Annotated in this window: 18 protein-coding genes and 1 tRNA gene; 4 read left to right on the top strand and 15 right to left on the bottom strand. The window is 38.6% G+C overall.

Going from position 1 to position 19,208, the window contains the following annotated elements:
- Positions 1 to 58: 58 nt before the first annotated feature.
- Positions 59 to 733, top strand: coding sequence for an RluA family pseudouridine synthase (locus SCALIN_RS16130; RefSeq protein ID WP_096895481.1), 675 nt, complete (start codon positions 59 to 61; stop codon positions 731 to 733).
- A 243-nt stretch (positions 734 to 976) separates the two neighbouring features.
- Here the strand turns inward: SCALIN_RS16130 and SCALIN_RS16125 are convergent, their stop codons facing one another.
- Positions 977 to 2,113 carry a tRNA-queuosine alpha-mannosyltransferase domain-containing protein gene (locus SCALIN_RS16125; RefSeq protein WP_096895480.1) on the bottom strand — a complete coding sequence of 379 codons (1,137 nt, stop codon included), beginning with the start codon at positions 2,111 to 2,113 and terminating at the stop codon, positions 977 to 979.
- A 195-nt stretch (positions 2,114 to 2,308) separates the two neighbouring features.
- Positions 2,309 to 2,941, bottom strand: coding sequence for a DUF4126 domain-containing protein (locus SCALIN_RS16120; protein WP_096895479.1), 633 nt, complete (start codon positions 2,939 to 2,941; stop codon positions 2,309 to 2,311).
- A 367-nt stretch (positions 2,942 to 3,308) separates the two neighbouring features.
- On the opposite strand from SCALIN_RS16120, the gene SCALIN_RS16115 reads away from it, so the two are divergent.
- Entirely contained in the window at positions 3,309 to 3,962 is a 654-nt protein-coding gene (locus tag SCALIN_RS16115; protein ID WP_096895478.1) for an HAD family hydrolase, read from the top strand.
- A gap of 198 nt (positions 3,963 to 4,160) precedes the next feature.
- Here the strand turns inward: SCALIN_RS16115 and SCALIN_RS16110 are convergent, their stop codons facing one another.
- The 3 genes from SCALIN_RS16110 to SCALIN_RS16100 form a co-directional block, all read right to left on the bottom strand.
- Entirely contained in the window at positions 4,161 to 4,382 is a 222-nt protein-coding gene (locus SCALIN_RS16110; protein WP_096895477.1) for a hypothetical protein, read from the bottom strand.
- 70 nt (positions 4,383 to 4,452) lie between these two features.
- The gene (locus SCALIN_RS16105) at positions 4,453 to 5,307 is read right to left on the bottom strand and encodes a DUF364 domain-containing protein (protein WP_096895476.1); all 855 of its coding nucleotides are present in this window, start codon (positions 5,305 to 5,307) and stop codon (positions 4,453 to 4,455) included.
- A gap of 28 nt (positions 5,308 to 5,335) precedes the next feature.
- Entirely contained in the window at positions 5,336 to 6,217 is an 882-nt protein-coding gene (locus SCALIN_RS16100; protein WP_203415526.1) for a carbon-nitrogen hydrolase, read from the bottom strand.
- 136 nt (positions 6,218 to 6,353) lie between these two features.
- Here SCALIN_RS16100 and pruA point away from each other — a divergent pair, with 136 nt between their 5' ends.
- The gene (pruA, locus tag SCALIN_RS16095; protein WP_096895474.1) at positions 6,354 to 7,988 is read left to right on the top strand and encodes an L-glutamate gamma-semialdehyde dehydrogenase; all 1,635 of its coding nucleotides are present in this window, start codon (positions 6,354 to 6,356) and stop codon (positions 7,986 to 7,988) included.
- A 75-nt stretch (positions 7,989 to 8,063) separates the two neighbouring features.
- A tRNA-Glu gene (locus SCALIN_RS16090) sits at positions 8,064 to 8,138 on the top strand.
- 176 nt (positions 8,139 to 8,314) lie between these two features.
- Here SCALIN_RS16090 and SCALIN_RS16085 read toward each other — a convergent pair.
- The 10 genes from SCALIN_RS16085 to murC form a co-directional block, all read right to left on the bottom strand.
- Positions 8,315 to 9,259 (bottom strand): PEP-CTERM sorting domain-containing protein, encoded by a 945-nt coding sequence (locus SCALIN_RS16085; RefSeq protein WP_133111970.1) that lies wholly within the window; start codon positions 9,257 to 9,259, stop codon positions 8,315 to 8,317.
- A gap of 370 nt (positions 9,260 to 9,629) precedes the next feature.
- Positions 9,630 to 9,875 (bottom strand): hypothetical protein, encoded by a 246-nt coding sequence (locus SCALIN_RS16080; RefSeq protein WP_096895472.1) that lies wholly within the window; start codon positions 9,873 to 9,875, stop codon positions 9,630 to 9,632.
- Positions 9,872 to 10,006 carry a hypothetical protein gene (locus tag SCALIN_RS23485; RefSeq protein ID WP_261341037.1) on the bottom strand — a complete coding sequence of 45 codons (135 nt, stop codon included), beginning with the start codon at positions 10,004 to 10,006 and terminating at the stop codon, positions 9,872 to 9,874. The genes SCALIN_RS16080 and SCALIN_RS23485 overlap by 4 nt, the downstream gene beginning before the upstream one ends.
- Before the next feature lie 490 nt (positions 10,007 to 10,496).
- Positions 10,497 to 11,420 (bottom strand): cell division protein FtsQ/DivIB, encoded by a 924-nt coding sequence (locus tag SCALIN_RS16075; RefSeq protein ID WP_096895471.1) that lies wholly within the window; start codon positions 11,418 to 11,420, stop codon positions 10,497 to 10,499.
- A gap of 78 nt (positions 11,421 to 11,498) precedes the next feature.
- Positions 11,499 to 12,500, bottom strand: coding sequence for a D-alanine--D-alanine ligase (locus SCALIN_RS16070; protein WP_133111968.1), 1,002 nt, complete (start codon positions 12,498 to 12,500; stop codon positions 11,499 to 11,501).
- A gap of 184 nt (positions 12,501 to 12,684) precedes the next feature.
- Positions 12,685 to 14,286, bottom strand: coding sequence for an HD domain-containing phosphohydrolase (locus tag SCALIN_RS16065; protein ID WP_096895469.1), 1,602 nt, complete (start codon positions 14,284 to 14,286; stop codon positions 12,685 to 12,687).
- Between the two features lie 31 nt (positions 14,287 to 14,317).
- Complete coding sequence (locus SCALIN_RS16060; protein WP_096895468.1) at positions 14,318 to 15,406, bottom strand: hybrid sensor histidine kinase/response regulator; 1,089 nt, start codon at positions 15,404 to 15,406, stop codon at positions 14,318 to 14,320.
- Entirely contained in the window at positions 15,393 to 16,385 is a 993-nt protein-coding gene (locus SCALIN_RS16055; RefSeq protein ID WP_096895467.1) for a sensor histidine kinase, read from the bottom strand. Before SCALIN_RS16055 ends, SCALIN_RS16060 begins: the two co-directional genes overlap by 14 nt.
- 391 nt (positions 16,386 to 16,776) lie before the next feature.
- The gene (gene murB, locus SCALIN_RS16050; protein ID WP_096895466.1) at positions 16,777 to 17,658 is read right to left on the bottom strand and encodes a UDP-N-acetylmuramate dehydrogenase; all 882 of its coding nucleotides are present in this window, start codon (positions 17,656 to 17,658) and stop codon (positions 16,777 to 16,779) included.
- Positions 17,655 to 19,199 carry a UDP-N-acetylmuramate--L-alanine ligase gene (gene murC, locus SCALIN_RS16045; RefSeq protein WP_230406636.1) on the bottom strand — a complete coding sequence of 515 codons (1,545 nt, stop codon included), beginning with the start codon at positions 19,197 to 19,199 and terminating at the stop codon, positions 17,655 to 17,657. Before murC ends, murB begins: the two co-directional genes overlap by 4 nt.
- Positions 19,200 to 19,208 lie beyond the last annotated feature (9 nt).

Raw genomic sequence — 19,208 nt, 5'->3', positions numbered from 1 at the left:
AACCCCTCGCAAAAGAAATTGATTATATATTTTATGAACTTAGGGTTCGAGAAAAACAATGCCTTATATATTTAATATAACACACGCAGATTTGCCACCACCAATAGGTGATATTGAATATATCTATAGCGATGAACACATCATCGTTGTGGACAAACCGGCAAATATGCTGTCAGTACCGGGAAAAACTCCTGATAAACAGGACTGTCTCATTCACCGCATTCAGAAATTTTCACCTGAAGCACGTATTGTTCACAGGTTGGATTTCTCCACTTCAGGCATTATGGTTATTGCACAAAACCATGAATCACAGCGGAAACTGGGCCGTCAGTTTGAAAACCGTGAAACGGAAAAAACCTATATCGCAAAGATATTTTGCCAGCCTGATAATACATCAGGAATGATCGACCTGCCAATACGCTGTGATTGGGAACGAAGGCCCCTTCAGATAGTTGATCACCAATTGGGGAAGAAGGCAGTTACCCGGTGGAAAATTCAAGAACGGTTTGAAGACAGTTCTCTTCTAGAGCTGTCTCCTGTTACAGGACGTACACACCAGCTACGCGTACATATGCAGGCCATGGGACACCCTATCCTTGGAGATGAACTTTACGCGCATGAGGCTGCGCACTCAATGGCAGAACGTCTGTGTCTCCACGCAAAAGAACTGATTATCAACCATCCGGCAGAAAACAGTCGTATGACCTTTTCCAGCACAAACAACTCCTTTTAAAAAACCATACTTCTGTTAAACTTAAACGGAATAATTCTTGTTCAGAAGGGGCAAGGGGTTATTTCCCCTGTCCCCGCCAGAACACATTGTCAGGCTGGCAAACAGATTCATCCAGACAAGCAGCAGCCGTTATTTGTTATCGTGTAACAGACAAAAGTTGAATATTGGAGTAAAAGAATAGAGCCTGTCAAACCTTTAACTGCTTTTGCTTACCTGTTTGTGTTCCTTTGAGTATTCTGGTGATTAACCTTTCTCTTTTTCCTTTATTATTCTAACCAATTCATTGTCCATCAAGTTAGTTTTTGTCTTCCAGAATAATTTTTCTACAATTCGAACTGCACGGTCAGGTTCGCCATCCCACAGGTTATTATTTCCAATTTTCTCTGACAAGTATACCAATCGTTTAGCCAATTGATCTGCGTCACCTTTAAAGTAGAAGTCTTCATTACCTGCATCACGTTCAAGTGTTTCGGGATATGAAAGCTTTTCAGGAACCAGGGGGAATGCCCCTGCCGCTGCTCCCTCAAGCACACTGAATCCAAAGAATTCGTGATCTGCGGTAGACACGAAAACGTCTGCCTCTAAAAGTGCATCATCATAGTCCTGTCGCGCCTTCTGATATCCCCAACGATCAATATGGTCAGAAAACTCCTGCCTGGCAGTGGTAAAGACATCGGGAAACTGCCTGAACTGTTCTCCCATAACGCTGATCCTGAATTCAATTTTCTTCGTTTTCAGAATCCGAAGTGCATCAAAAAAGAGTTCTGGATTTTTGTCGTGTTCCCACCTTGCCGCCCACACAATGCGCATAGGGCCAGGTGCTCTTTTCCCTCTCTTTGGAAGCTGATGGATTCCCGGATGGCAGACAAGAGATTTGTTTCGAATATCCTCAACGCTTTCGATTGGTTGAAAATCGGGCATACGCTTAAGGAAGTCTTTGAGTTCTTCCAGGAAAATATTCTGATGATATAGGGAATTGAACCACACCTCTGTGGCAGCCAGGGCCGTTATTAGATTCGTCAGCACATAATGAAAATCAAATTCCTGTGGATGTGCAACCGGATATGTCAGTTGATTCTCATGAAAATAGACAACGGATGGAAGTTTTTGTATAGCCTGTGGTATCAGGCCTAAATACTCTGCAAGATTAAGCATATCTGAGCAGAATATGATGTCCCATTCTCCTCCTCCTCGTATTTGCTCCTCTGTTTCGCTGGCCAGGGTTATGGCTGAATGACGCATACGCCATTTCCATTTCCAGGGAGGCAGACTTAGTATTGTCCATTCGTGACGGCTGTATTGACCCCAACCATCCAGGAACGCCTTGTGGCTGCCACCATAATAGGGTTCCAGTGTCAATATGTTCAGTGATTTATTCATCTGGAAAAATAATTGTTCGAATGAAAAAGAAAGGGAATTTGCCGACACTATTGAATGAAATGGTAAAATTTGAAAATATTGTCATACCCTGCATGGATAATAAAAAGCTAATTATTACTGGTTCGGCTATTACTTGAATTTAGGGTTAGTTTTTTACCATGGAAATCTATGATCAATAGATGCCAGACCTTAAGGCTATTTGCCAGACAACATATTTCCTGTTTCAAGTTCTGTTTCGTGAAATTTCTTTCTGCCGGAAAAATTGAAAACTTTTCTGAGATATTTTATCATTTTCTTTAAAAACCAGAAGGCAACTATGATGAAAATGGTTACTAAAACTGTAGCTACTACAGGATGGCATATAATTAGATATAATGTCCCTGCTACAGTTAAGTCCTCAGTAACACTTGCAACTGAATTGGTAATGGGTTCCGGAGATGCGTTTATTACCGCCCGGGTTGTGGCTTTTGTCAGGTGAGATTCCAGAGAGATGGTACCCGTCAGGAAAGCAATGAGGAGCTGCATTATCATTCCAGAGTCTGCCATGGCTGTATATCCTAATGCGGATGTTGCAAGAGGACGAATAAAAGTATGAACGGAGTCCCATAACGAATCAATATACGGGACCTTGTCCGCGATAAATTCAATTCCGAAAAGAGTTAAGGACACAATAATAACTGCTGGATTAGATAAAATATCCAGGTTGTCCGGAAGTTTAATCCACTCCATCCTGCCGGCAATCCCTAAGCCGGCCATACTCATATACAGGTTAACCCCGGAAGCCCACGACCCTCCTAACAAGAGCCCAATTGAATTGAATATTTCCATTTTGTCCCTGCTCCTCTATTAATAAATTAAAGCATTCATAATAATTTTTTTGTAACACAACAGACATCTTTAATCAAAATTATTCTATGCAAAACTGATTATTTTGCATAGTAATAAAAAACTTTTGATTAGTACAGAGTTAAGTTTATAGATTTCAGCTCGCTGACCTATAAATTGTAGCGTGAGCATCAAAAACAGTCAAATTACTATAACTCCCTCACATATTTTTAAACGCTTATCTAAAAAGATACACAATAATATATTAATCTGACATAAAATAAGTTGAAAGAATTTACAACTCACAAAAAATATATTACAATCTAACATCATAACAAAAGTAAATTTGTGATTTATTGAAGGATTGGCAATGGCATATAAAGCAGTACTCTTTGACCTTGATGGAACTTTACTTAATACAATAGATGATATAGGCGATTCCATAAACCGTGTATTAGAGCTAAACGGGTTTCCCATACACAACATGGATATATACCGCCAGCTTGTGGGCAATGGGGCCATTAACACTATTATCGGTGCACTGCCTGAAGATAAACGAATAGATACGATTATCAACCCGTGCCTGAAAGCATTTCAGGAGGACTATAGCCAGAACTGGAATGTGAAGACCAGGGCCTATGACGGAGTACCGGAGCTTTTGGATTCACTTACTACCCGCGGAATAAAGATTACCGTGCTTTCTAATAAACCGCATAGACATACAAAACAGTGCATGGATGGTTTCCTGCCTGATTGGAACTTTGATGTTGTATTTGGTCAGCGTGATGACGTACCCAGAAAGCCTGATCCGAAAGGCGCCATGGAAATAGCAGAAAAACTGGGTATTCCCCCCTCAGACTTTCTCTATCTTGGTGATACGGAAGTTGACATGAAGACGTCTATATCAGCAGGGATGTTTCCTGTAGGAGTACTTTGGGGTTTTCGATCAGCTAAAGAGTTACGAGAGAATGGAGCAAAGGTGTTACTTAATAGACCGTTAGAAGCACTTGATCTACTGGACTGAAGGTAATTGACCAATTAGTTTAGAAAAATTTATCAATTTAGAACCACCACCCCTTGCCCCTCGTTTGTTAGGAGGGGGTACATACCATAACATTTGTGATTTTAGTGCTTTTGTTTAAGAGAGCAGGTAAAGAACACGGATAAGCAATGTTGTCCATGCCACCTTTTTTACAATAGGTGGAAGAAAGTGTTTTTCTTATTATTTTCCGAATCCAAGAGCATGAAGTCCGGGCAAATCACCTTCATTAGCGATGTATTGTAGCATTCCATTCCCGGAATAACAGAGTTCTCCCAGTTCTCCACAATTAATATTGAACCGTCGTGAAAACAGATTAAAGCCATGAGTAATTTCTCCTACACCGTAAACTCTAAAAACCTGCCGATTTTCAAGATAAATACGGGCTACTTGAAAGGCCCCCAACCTGTATGTAAATATCTGATTATCATGTTATTCCTGTCAAATCTTATTTCTTCATGTAAATATTGACGCACTATCTTACAGAAACTGCTTCGTTACGTAATATTATCTTATCAGCACAATTTGAAAAAAAGTCATATCCGGAACCGGCCTCTCCGATGAGGTGTATCATCCTGGCTCCATCAGTAATTCTTACACCACCCATAACTGTCACACCTCTTTTAAAGAGAGGTTCAGGGTAAATGCTGGCGGTGGGACCTACTACAACAATTTCACTCGCTTTTTCAGCCAGGTCCAGAATAGGGCCGAGGGTGTGATTTACAAGCGTGACGCCCGTAATAACTAAAATATCTGCCTGAGGTATTATCTCTTCCAGTCGGTCTGCCGATTCAATCTTAACCGTATCACCCTTAACGGCAACCTTCGGATTTTTATCAATGACATAAAGGTTATTTGTAATCTCCTGTATTCTTTTAATAAATGGAGGAAAAGCCCCCACCATGGCAACGGTATCTTCACTGGTAATCTCAATGAGATCCAGAGCATTACCAAAAGAGGAAGTCTTATACCTGCAATCATCATCTGCAAGCAGGACTGCGGAGAGTGCGTTTAAAGTTGCCATACCAACGGCTGCTTTAAGGGCATTGTCATCGAGCGCATAATCCATGAGCTCACTTATTTCCTTGTTAAGCAGTTCCCCTGCCGCCGGCATCTTTGCGTGTGATCGCGGACAACATACGGCCTCCGGTATTTCCTGAACCGGCGTGTACGACATTCCGGCGTGACCACTGCTTAAAACAACGCCTGTATAAAATACGCCGATACTGATTTTATATGGTCTGATATTAAATTGATTTATTACGTTGGAATCCTGAATAAAACCTATCAATTCTCTCGTAATATCTTTTCTTTTTTTTATATCCTGCATCTTTATTTACTCCTTTATAATCAGGTTATCACTCAACAATTTTATGATATGCGTCAACGCGCCGATCCCTGAAGAAAGGCCACGTCTGGCGTGTTGCAAAAATAAGCTCAGGTTCTATCCTTCCGTAAATAATTTCCTCCTCTTCTCCTGATGCTTCGGAGATGATGCGTCCTCTGGGATCAGCTATAAATGAGTGTCCCCAGAACTCAATCTCGGAATTCCCGGACTGGTCAGGCTCTACACCAACTCGATTTACCGTAGCCGTATATACTCCATTGGCAATCGCATGACCTCGCTGAACCGTCTTCCACGAATCCAGATATACCTTGCTTTCCCCCTCCTTTTCTCCCGGAAGCCAGCCGATTGCAGTTGGATATATCAATACATTTGCTCCGTCCAGTGCGCACAAGCGGGCCGCTTCCGGAAACCATTGGTCCCAGCAGATCATAGGACCGATTTTTCCAAAAGGAGTTTGAATAGCCTGAAAACCAAGATCTCCGGGAGTAAAATAATATTTTTCCTGGAATTGTGGATCATTCGGAATATGCATTTTTCTGTACATCCCTGCTATAGCCCCATCCCGGTTAATCACAACCAGGCTGTTGTAATATATACCCGTCTCGCTTCTCTCAAAGACCGGAACCACCAGTACACTATTAGCAGTTTTTGCCAACCGTGAAAAAAAATCTGTAGTATAGCCTGGAATCGGTTCAGCCAACTCGAAATAACGGGTATCCTCCTGCTGGCAAAAATAGATTGAACAAAAGAGTTCCGGGAGGCAAATCAAACGCGCTCCCTGCTCCGCCGCCTCAACGACTCGCTGCCTGGCACGCTGCATATTTTCTTCTCTTGATCCGCAACATAACATCTGTATAAGCGCTATTGTGTATGGTTCTTCCTTCTGCATCATTTCTAAAATTATACTTAATCTATCTAACAGTTTTGTTACAATATACTATAATATTTATTTTTGTTAAACTGTCAAATTTAAGTTCTTATCAGGCCCTGTCAATATAGTAAAATTAACTTATCTTAAGGAGGTTGATATGACAAATGCAAAATTCGACCTGAACTTACCCTCTAATGAACCAATTAATAGTTATGCCGCCGGAACACAGGAACGTAATGACATTAAGGCTAAACTGCAGGAACTAAAAAATCGGCATGTGGAAATACCTCTTATTATTGGTGGCAAGGAGGTAAATACAGGAAATCTGGGAAAATGTGTGCTTCCTCATGACCACAGCGTTGTTGTAGGCACATACCACAAAGCTGGCGAGAATGAAGTTCAAATGGCCATTGAAGCTGCCCTTAAAGCGCGTAGACAATGGGTGGAAATGGATTGGCAGGAGCGCGCATCGATCTTTCTCAAAGCGGCGAATATCCTTGCCGGACCATGGCGTTCATTGTTAAACGCTTCCACGATGTTATGCCAGAGCAAAAACGTCCTCCAGGCAGAAGGAGATGCCGCTTGTGAACTTATTGATTTTCTTCGTTTTAATGCTTTCTACGCGAAGAGTATCTATGAAAAACAACCACCGATCTCACCCATTGGTTCCTGGAACAGACTGGAATACCGTCCACTTGAAGGTTTTGTTTTTGCCGTAACTCCATTTAATTTTACATCAATTGCCGCAAACCTCGCATCTGCACCGGCAATAATGGGAAATGTAGCGTTGTGGAAACCATCATCAAACTCAATATATTCATCTTATTTCGTAATGAAGCTTTTCCAGGAAGCGGGTGTCCCGGATGGAGTAATCAATTTTATCCCGGGAACCGGCAGCGAGATTGGCCCGGTCATTATGAACTCTCCGGAGCTTACCGGAATTCACTTTACAGGAAGCTCCGCTACATTCAGGAATATGTGGCAGACGATAGGCAACAATATCAAGAATTACAAAAACTATCCACGCATTGTAGGCGAGACAGGAGGTAAGGATTTTGTTTTTGTTCACAAGGACACCGGAATTGAGGAAGTGGGTACCGCCCTGATACGTGGTGCATTTGAATACCAGGGACAGAAATGTTCTGCGGCATCCCGTGCTTATATTCCCCGCAGCCTTTGGAGAGATTTAAAGGAATACATACTTGAAGAGATGAAAACGGTGAATATGGGAGATGTAGAGAACTTCAGTAATTTTATTAATGCGGTGATTGATGAGCCCGCATTTACCAAAATCTCCAGATATATTGAATTCATTAAGGACAGCACTGAGGCAGATATCATATGTGGAGGAAATTGTTACAAAAGCAAAGGCTACTTTATCGAGCCAACGATTGCCGTCACCACAAACCCTCACTTTCGTACAATGGAAGAGGAAATTTTTGGGCCTGTTATAACACTATATGTATATGAAGACGATAAATATCAGGAAACTCTTCACTTGTGTGATGAGACTTCCCCTTACGGCTTGACAGGAGCAGTTTTCTCACGAGACAGGAACGCTATCATAATGGCAGAAAAAATTCTTGTAAATGCGGCAGGTAATTTCTATATTAACGACAAACCGACAGGTGCAGCCGTCGGTCAGCAGCCTTTTGGAGGTAGCCGAGCAAGTGGTACAAACGATAAAGCCGGAAGTTATCTTAATCTGCTTCGCTGGATATCCCCACGAACCATTAAAGAGACATTCTTACCCACAACAGACTACAGATATCCATTTATGTCTGAAGGATAAATTTAGATTGAAATTATAATTTAATTCTGTTAAATTTCTATTCTATATTCTTTTAATAAAACTAAAGTAATTTACGCCCCCATCGTCTAGCCTGGCCCAGGATACATGGTTCTCAGCCATGAGACAGGGGTTCAAATCCCCTTGGGGGTATATTTACTTTGTTAAACAAAGTAACGACACAGATACGCAATATTCATTTATCTGATCATCTTTCCTGCGATTATCATCATTTGGACGGTGAAGTTAGTTCGGTATGAACAGATCGGCAGGTGAAATGCGTCCTGGAATTAAACTAAGTAAGATGAAACGATAGGCAGGCTTGATTGTCAGTTCATCTTTTTTTGCTTTTGTCTTCGCCTTACTACCGCCCAGGCAAAGCCGATTCCCAGAAGCGCTATGGTTGTTGGCTCGGGCACAGGGCTAGAAGCGTCGCTTTCTTCATTCATATCCACATATACTTCAATTTCTCCACTGATTTGCGTATACACCTTGTTTTTTGCTATCTTGTTTGGTGAATTATGCACTACCGCAATTTCCACATCTCCGAAACCGTTTTCGCTGAACACTCTACCATCTACCCGGAGCTCATATACTGATGCAAACACCCAATCTGCCAAATCAGCGTCTTCAACATCATAAGTAGTGTCGCTGCCAGTTAACGGAGATGACGAACCGTCACCAAAGAGTTCAGTATTTGAAGAGCCATAAATATTATAATTATACTCCAGTGATGAAGCAGTCGCCATAACATCGGATGACAAACCCGTATTAACTTTACCATCACCCTCTGTAACACTAGACGCAACTGCACCGCCACTAAATTCATGCGCATAATCCAAAACGATATCAAGGACCGTATTGTCATTCCCATCAGTAAAAACAAACTGTGCTTTGTCACTCTCTGTCAGATCTTCGTAATTGTGATTTTTACCACTCGGAGCATCTGACCCCCAACCTATCGAATTATCACCGTAGCTGTTATCTACAAGAGAAAGTGGTTGAATGAAAGCGAGAGATATATCACCGGATGTGGTATCTTGATTTATCCACAAATCTCCCTCTCCTCCGCTAACAGTAGTTTTACTTTTTCCTTTTCCTCTTTTTTTTCCTTTCCCACTTTCAACATTCAACTTAAGCGTGTAACCGGTAGTATAGCCTTCTGATGTATCAAACTTACCATCAATTATCGGCAAAGCATATATCGATGAAACAATAATAAAATTGAGTAGACTAATCAATGTTATACACAATATTGTTAAATGTCTTTTCACAGCTCCACCTTCCCAATTATCAATTATTACAGAGTTTATATTCAAAAATAACACATATATATCACACTTTATTATTTATCGCATATTTTAAACATAACTTTAATTATTTGATATTATATAAACATTCAGTCCGGAATTACCCACTAACAATGCCTGGCATTACAGAAGAGTTATCGTAACCCAAATTAACCAGACTTTTGCATTTCACCAGTGATTTTGAGAAAACCGGTATACCTCTTATTTTAGAGGATATCACAACGTAAAGAGATTACAATTTGTAGTGGTAGTATGGACTTTCAGGGTATCTTTGTTGATTAATAAGGACTTAACTCGCCAAAACACCTCGAATTGAGAAAGTCGGGAAGATGTTCTAATTATTTAAATGCTCTTTTACAAACCTTCGCATATGATCTTTGTAGCTTGTAAATGAGACATGAAAGTGTTTATTCATCAAAGAAGACCTGACATTAATCTCACCGTTCTCTGTCACATTATCTGATAGAAGCAGTTTAAGGCCGTCAAGAACATCCTTATCATGCTCTGTATCCTCTAAGGTCTCTATTTGTTGTTCAATAAATTCAATAAAAAGTTTGAGAATATCTTGTTCCTTAATCATCTGCAGCCCCCTCTCTCCGGACGCCTTTCTATTGCATCCATTGTTTTAAACACCTGGATGCCATATCTCTGCACCATTACATAACTTTTCCCCTGCTTGCTGCTTATACAACCTGTATTTTTACTAAACACACTCACTCTCCATCAATTTAAATTAACCTTCTAATACTAACTATTAAGCTCGCACAAAGCATGCCAAAAACATCTGCCGCAAACAGTATCTTATTGAATAGTTTTTAAGTATTTAATTTAAAACATGTTATAGATTTAATTTATTTTTTGAAAAAAATATAACTGGATGAAATATGATCTGCTATAGGTGATAATCCCCAATTATGACCCAGGGATTAATAATGTGAATGATTTATGATTAATACATATGATTAAAATAAATGAGTGAAATGTTGACCTGACACAGAAAAGTCCGGTTAGGTTTTTGCAGATACCGCTTTTGTTATACCAGAATTCTTAATCTTGTACCCCATACTGGATTCCCACTTAAGCTTGTCCTGGCATACTTTAACCGGGGAGAATGTGGGAATGCCAGTTTTGGAGCATTATTTTGTAATATGAAAAAATCTAACCGGACTCTTCTGGATCTAACTATAAAAAAAGAGTGCCGCTAACGAACACTTAAACGTTTAGCCAGAGGTGTTTTCCATCTTACGTCAACATATTCCATATTTTCAAGACCTGCTCCTTCTTCCATTGCAACACTCAATAGATTCTGGAGTTTTTCATAATTTGAGAGTTCGTTAACCTGCCCACTTGATGCCGAAAAACCCCATTTTATTTTGGCCCCGTCTTTTGTCCACAACTCTACGCTAATTTTACCATCTTTACGTCTACCCCCTACCTTTGAAACATCTATAGCCGCAATCTTTAAAAGTTTGTCTATTTTGTTCTGTTTCAGATAGTTCAAAAGGTCTATACCATCCTCAATTGATCTATCTTTCCATTTTTCACCATAATCAGGTACCTTTACAGATTTTCTACATATTATATAAACTGGATCATTACCATCTTCAGGATATTTGTAATACTTTTCCGGTAGCCTGACACAATCTTTATCTAACAGATATTTTTTTCGTTTCCTTTTAACAATTGCTACGGGTCTACGCAGTTCGAATTTCACGTTAAGCCTGTCAGGCAGTTCTCTTTCCACATAGTTAACCCTGGAAATAAGCGGGCTACTTTCATACACCTTCGCAATTTCTTTTGTCAAACCTTTTTTAAAGATGTTATATTTACTTTTCAATCCTCTGACATGGCTTATCTCATAAACAAATTCTTCTGTCACCCAATCAGGAGTTTCAAATGAAAATGTTGATGGACTTACTAAGAAAATATCTTGATATGTCATACGCTTCCATACAAATTTACCTAACCATATAACTGAAAGAACCACGATAATAGCCAGAACAGATTTAAGTGAAAGTGATATGAATACCTTACGTATTCTTTCAAAACGTGGTTTTACCATTACAATATTTGCCCTGATCTTATCTATTACTTTATCGTATTGGGACTTGAATATTTTTTTCATTTTACTGTTATTACATTAAAAGCTGCCTGTATATTCCTAATAACATTCACTACAAGCGAAAAACACATGTACCCGGTTCTATATTTTAGCGTTAACTACGTTGTTGTCATGAATACATGCCTGAACAGACCGTTCATACTTACAATCCGCATTAACAATAGAGTTGCATAGTTCAGCAAAACTGATATTTGCCGCTGCTGCTGCTTTTGGCAACAAGCTTCTTTCAGTAAACCCGGGAATCGTATTTACTTCAAGAACGTATATATTGCCATTTTTATCTAATATCATATCTGCCCTGGAAAATGTGCGGCAACCAAGGTGTTTGTGTGCTCGAACTGCCAGATCCTGTACTCTGTCATAAATAGCGTGGGACAGCGTACATTCTGATGTTTTATCACCAGGTTCAAGAATTATGTACTGCGTGTTATCACTCTTGTACTTTGCATCATAGTCATAAACCCCGGTTGCAGTTTTTATTTCTATCACGGGGAGGGCTTTATCACCCAGAACACTAACAGCCAATTCTCTACCCTCGATACACTCTTCAACAAGGATTTCTTTACTATAACTACCCGTATGTTTGATTGCGTCTTTTATTCCGGCATATTCTTTAATTATAGATATCCCGATACTGGAGCCATTACTTACCGGTTTGGTTATCACGGGCAATTTCAGTTTTTTAACACTATCGGTAATTACCGACATGCTTTGTACCATAGAGGCGTTAAAATACTCGGGAGTGGGGATATTGTTTCTTCTGAAAACATTTTTAGACTCTGATTTGTTCATTGCAAGTCTGCTTGCGAAAACCCCGGAACCGGTATACGGTATACCCTTGGATTCCAGAATTCCCTGAATACCGCCATCTTCTCCGAAATATCCATGAAGCGCAATAAAAGCCACATCAATTTTATAATTATCAAGTTCATTCACCATATCATCATTAACAATTATCTTGATAACGTTGTTGTTATTATCCTTAGACAGGGCATTAGCAACCGCTTTACCTGACTGTAACGATATCTCCCTTTCCGGAGATATACCACCCATTAACACTACAATATATATTTCTTCAGACACGGCTAATTTTAATTAAGAGATAGAGAACTGATTTTATTTAAAATCCTGAGAACCTGCAGAAAGCACATATTCTCCAGTACAATCTGCACGGGTACATGAGGTTTGTTTTCTTATTTTTTTCTATGCACGAAAATTACAGAATATACACTGATAGTTTTTTCTGTATTACTGGTGCATTCATATGTTAGCAATCAGCCAAATTTTCCAGTTCTGATTTCATTTTAATTATTTCACTGGAAGCAAAAGCATCTACTACATTCGGGTCGAATTGCTTTCCTGACATTCTTTTGAGCTCTAACATTGCCTTATTTGTGTTCCATGGCTGCCGATAAGTCCTTTCTGATGTCATTGCATCAAAAGAGTCGGCCACCGTCATAATTTTAGTCAACAGAGGCAAATCTTCACCACCTAACCTGTCCGGGTAGCCACTACCATCAAAACTTTCATGATGGCCTCTTATATGGCGTATTGACTCTCCAAGAAAACTTAGTGGTTTTATTATTTTTTCACCTCTGGAAGGATGAGACTTTATTGTATCGTATTCAACGTCATTTAATTTATCAGGCTTGTTGAATATTAATTCTGAAATACCTATTTTACCAATGTCATGTAACAATGAAGCATGTAACAATGTGTTTTTTTCCTTAGCGGAAACCCCCATAACACTTGCAATAGAAGATGAATAATCCGAGACCCTTTGAGAATGACCGCATAAATAACGGTCTTTTGCCTCAAGGCTATCAGCCAGAAACTTGACCATATTGAAACAATTTTCTTCAAGAGCCTTATAAAGCCTTGAATTTTCTACGGCTACACTTACTTGACCAGCAATGGTACTAAGCAAATTAACATCTGTCTCGCAGAAGTTTTCACCTGATATCTTGTCTATAATATTTATTACCCCGAGAACTTTCTGCCCCAGAAAAAGAGGAGCCGAAACAAATGATTTAGTATTGTAGTCCAGCCTTTCGTATCTATTGAACCTGTTATCATTTTGGATATCTTTAACCAGGATTGGTTTCTTCTCCTGTACAACACGCCCAGCTACGCCCTCATCCATCTTTTGTATTTTACCTAAAACCTGCATTCTCCTGTAGCCTTGACTAGCCCTTACTACCAACTCACCCCTTTCCTCATCAACTAACATAATCGAACTATGCTTTACTTTTAATTTGCCGTTGATTTCATTCAAACATAAATTTAATAGTTCATCCATATCGAGAACAGATGTTATCACTTTACTAATCTCATTTATCGTGTCCAGTTCATTAACTCTTTGTACAAGTTTTTTATTAATTGCTTCGAATTGTTCGCTTGTATTATAAACTTTATCGGATAGCTTTTGCTTATGACTTTTTAAGTCAGTACTTGTCTTCTCTAAATCTTTTAAAAGCAGCATATTCTCATGTGCTACCTGATGAACATGCAAGACTTGTTTAACCGTCTCTTTCAACTCAGTAATATTAAATGGTTTTGTTATGTAGTCATCTACTCCATGCCTCAACGATTGGACAGCAGTGTCAACAGTTGTAAAACCGGTAACCATTATGGCCCTGATTTCCGGATTATGTTCTTTGGCCTTTTGTATTAACCCCAGACCGTCTATACCTGGCATTTTCAGATCGGTTATCAACATTTGATAATCGTTTTCTTTTATCTTCTCCAGAGCATCAGTTCCTGAAAAACTTACATCAATCTGATATCCTTCCAGCTTGAGTAACTCTTCAACCAGGTGACATATCCTCGGCTCATCATCTACCACTAATATTCTAATTTGTTTGTCCATATGCTATTTTCTCCCTGATACACCCTGACATTCAAGCTGTATCTATTGGAATGGTAATCTGAAATACGGTGAGCTCCTCCTTCTCACTTTTTACCGTCAAGGAGCCTCCATGTCTTTTAACAATGTCATAAGCGACGCAAAGCCCCAGACCCATTCCCCTTTCCTCCTCGTTAATAACGAAGAAGGGATCAAAAACCCTTTCAACTGAGCCGGATGGAATTCCTCTGCCCGAATCATAAAAAGTAATATTAATGTTATTATCAATTCCCATATTTGTAACAATTTTCAAATAACCTTTTCCATGAATTGCCTTCCTTGAATTACTAATTATGTTTTTGCAAGCCAAAGTCATTTGATCTTTATCTGCCTTAATCGCAGGCAAATTTTTGTCAAGTGATTCAACTATCCGGATATCCCTCTCCTGCCACGTATCCTTAATAGAACATATTATATCTTCAATTATATCGTTAATATTTAAAACTTCCTTATCAGGCTCTCCCAGTTGGGCAAAGGTTATTAAAGATTTTACCGTTTCAGCAATTCGCTGGGCTTCTTCTTCTAGGGTTTCAAAAATATGATAATCAGGATTACTATTTTCCATTTTTGATAAACGTAATTGCAGCTGACCACTGATAGTAGTTAGTGGGTTATTGATTTCCTGCGCAATTCTCAAAGCAAGATGCTCTATTGATTTGTCTGTTTCTGATGATTCCTGTAAACAGTTTCCGTTTTGACTAACCCTTTCTGAAAATTTATGTACAATGGCACATAATTCACTTATATAAAAAGGTTTCAGAATATAACAATCAGCACCTCGTTCTAGATATTTAAGAGCCTTTTCCCTATTAGAATTACAAAAAGAAATCAAAATATATAGATTTGGATTAATCTTTTTTACAACATCAAGAAACTCCAAATCTTTTAAACTTAAATCATCTATATCAAGGATAATGGCATCGACTTTCCTTTCTGTAACTGCCGCAATCGCTTGAAAGATGCATGTTTCCGAAGAAAAATCGTATCCTTGATTTTCAAAGAGTTTGATAGCTGCCCTTAAATTTTCATCATCTCTGAATACAGCTAAAATTTTATAATTGATCGACGTTTCAGTAATGTTCATTTTGTTTAGCAGAACAATTTGGCAACTTAATTGAAACAACCGTCCCTTCGCCTATTTTGCTTTCAAGATCGATTGCCCCACCAAATTCTTCAATAATAGTTTTACACACTGGAAGCCCTAATCCGGACCCATTACCATCGGCTTTAGACGTATAAGATGAACAAAATATCTCGTTTAATTGATCTTTGATTATACCACATCCTGTATCACTAAACTGTACCATGTATAAATCATCCTGAAAAATATTTGTATTTATACATATAGTTCCTCCATCAGGCATAGCGTCCCTTGCATTTTGTATTACATTTATAAAAACCTGTTTCAGTTTGTCACTTTCTCCATAGACTTCTATCTCAGAAGATGCCAAATTTTTTATTATCTCAACATTTTCATTTTTCATTGTGTATCCAACCATAGTAATTACATCTTCAATTACATCGTTTATATCAAAAATTTTCTTTGGCCTTGCTGTTTGCCTTGTAAAATCCAGTAAGCTATTCGCCAAGTTTGCAATACGTTCAAACTCACAGATAAGAGTCTCATAGGTTTTTTTTTGGGGATCAGTATCTTGTGCTTTATCAAGAAACATCTGTAACCATCCTGATACATACGACAGCGGATTATTAATCTCATGGGCAATCCCCGGAACAATCTTTCCCAAACACAATACTTTATTCAAAAACTGTGAGTAGCGCTCTCCTTCACAGTTTTTTTCTACTAAAATATGAAATCCAAAAAAACTTCCTTCTTTATCATAAGAAGGAAATACCGACAACTTTTTCCCGGATTCGCATAATCTGAAAACCTCAGGACTTCTTTTTTCTACAATATTGATTTCTTTATCCGGTATCGGAAAAGCATCATACCACTTCATACCAATCAAGCTGGAAGGTAAGTTTCCATTGCCAGGACTGACAGACTTTATAATTCCATACTTGTCTGCCACAACAATCCCCAATATATTTTCAGTCTCAAACATTATGTAAAAAACCTCCTTATTTTTTATGTGAAGAGAATGATAAATTACCGCCTAATAGTTTTTCCAAGTTTTTTCAGTTTTCTCTAATTTTTTTTATTCATCAGGAAAATCCAATAAACTTAAGTTCAATACTAAATTCGTAAGTATTCACTAATATGCCGCATATCCATACATTTCAGTGAAATTCCCATTAGAAAACAGTAAATGTAAGAGAACCAGCTTGTATATAAGAAATTATCGGTAGTTGTTCACAAAAATTCACTATTTTCAGGTTTTCGAACTAATTATTTTAAAATTTTCAGTCAACAAGGATGATATATCTTCCTTGTATCTTTAACTAAATTCTTAGATTTACTGCGTCTCTCAATTAATTATTATAACATTTAGATAATTACCAAATATGTATTTCTTCTTCCAGAGAAACCTTATATTTATTCTTGACGGTTTCTTTAATAATCCTTATAAGTTCAATCACATCACTACTGGTAGCATTCCCGGTGTTAACAATGAAATTTGCATGTTTTTCAGAAACAATAGCGTTTCCCACCTTCATACCTTTGAGATTTGCCATATCAATAAGTTCTGCCGCCTTATATTCCGATGTATTTTTAAATATACTTCCAGCATTAAACGTTCCCAAAGGTTGTGTTTCCTGTTTTTCATGATAAATCTCATCCATTCTCTCAAGAACTGCTTCTATCTTAGATTCATTTAACAGAAATTCCACTTCAACTACTATTTGTTTTTTTAGATTACACCTACGATATTCAAACCCTACATCTTTACGCTTATACTTTATTATATCGCCGTCAAGGGTCATTGTAGTCAATGCGCTAACAGTATCACTTATGTTACCGTGTTTCCCTCCCGCATTCATCATTACAGCGCCTCCAACAGTACCGGGGATTCCCGCCAGCACCTCCAGCCCTCCAAATCCACTTAAGGCCACCGTGCGAATAAGTTTAGGAAGGTTTACACCTGCCCCGGACAGCACATATCTACCGTCTCTTTCTACATTTTTAAAATTTATGCCTCCTAAATGTATCACTACACCTTTTACACCATTATCGTTAATAAGGAGGTTGGTACCTTTCCCAAAGATATATACCTTTTTCTGCTCATCTTTACAGAACTGGAGTACCTTCTTAAGCTCTGAAGTGCCTAACGGTTCTACAAATATCTCAGCCGTTCCCCCAGTCTTGAAGGAAGTATATTTTCGGAGAGGAACATCGTATCTGAATATTTCGTTAATAATGTCAGGGCTGCTAATCATATTTTACACTCAGGAGTATTTTTCAAACTATTGGTAACTTTCCAGATATCACCAGCACCAAGGACCATGATAATATCATCTCTTTTCACACTTAAACGTAAACTATCGATAATCTCAGAAATATTTTTTATACACACCACATCACCGCCCATTGCCTGCAATTCATGTTTAAGATCCTGTGAGCTGACGGTCTCTCTTGCTATACCCGAATCTCTTGCAGCATAAATATCAGCAATGATTACCTTGTCGGCGAGTGTGAGAGCGGTGGCAAAGTCTCTCAAAAGAAGTTTTGTACGATTATGTTGATGCGGCTGGAACACGCACCAAATACGTTGTAAAGGATAGATCTCCCTTGCAGTTGCCAACGTTGTTTTGATTGCTGTCGGGTGATGAGCAAAATCATCAATAATTGTAATGCCGTTTTTACTACTGCTGGTTTGAAAACGTCGATTTACACCATTAAATGATGCCAACGCTCTTTTTATGGTTTTTCCGTTTAAACCTAAGTAATTACATACCGAGATTGCAGCAAGCGCATTTGAAACATTGTGTAATCCTGGTGTTTTAAGGCAAAAGTCACCAAAATATTCCGATTTCTTAAAAACAATGAAATGATTTACTACCTTATCAGAATAAGTCACTACGGCAAGCCATGTTGCACCTGGCTCACAATTAATTCTTTCACCACTGGAATAAGTCTTTAAATCTCTCTTCCCGGCAATAGTAACCTTATTGAAAAAATCAGATACTGTAGTAATTGAGTAACTTTCAACCTTGCACCTCGCATCCTTTACAACTTTCCTTACATTTATATCATCATGGCTTATAACGAGCAACCCGTCTTCCGGAACCAGAGAGACAAACTCTGTAAAAGCGTCTGTAATCCCATCAATATCTTTATAATAATCCAGATGATCTTCTTCAATATTAGTGATTACACCTATCTGTGGTGTCAGATTTAGAAACGTCCTATCATATTCACATGCCTCAGCTACAAAATAACCTCCTTTGCCATTAGAAGAATTACCCCCGATATCTGTCACATTACCACCGATTACAAAAGAAGGTTCATGCCCGGTCTTTTTTAATATTGTGGAAATCATTGCAGTTGTTGTTGTTTTACCATGGGTACCGCTAATAGCAATCCCATATTTTCTCTTCATTAAAGAGCCCAGGAATTCAGAATATTTAACAACCCTCAAACCCAGCGATCTTGCTTTTTTAAGATCCGGATTGTTTTCGTGGATAGCTGCTGAAGTTATCACCAGATTTGTATCTTGACCAAGGCCTTCTCCATTCTGTTTTGTATTAATCCTGACACCTAATTCCCCAAGCTCATATGTTGCAGGAGAACACTCCATATCTGATCCAGAGACAATATAGCCCTCATTTATTAATATCTTTGCTATGGCGCTCATCCCCGCGCCACCAATACCAATGAAGTAAACAGATTTTCCATTATCACTACCATAATCAATAAGATCGAAATTATTATTATGGCTATCTGTTTCCTGAAAATATTCTTTTGAAATAAGTTTCACTCTTTTCTT

This window comes from Candidatus Scalindua japonica, assembly GCF_002443295.1.
Taxonomy (GTDB): Bacteria; Planctomycetota; Brocadiia; order Brocadiales; family Scalinduaceae; genus Scalindua; species Scalindua japonica.
The sequence above is the reverse complement of the archived record's forward strand: the minus strand, read 5'-3'. Positions and strand labels throughout refer to the sequence as shown.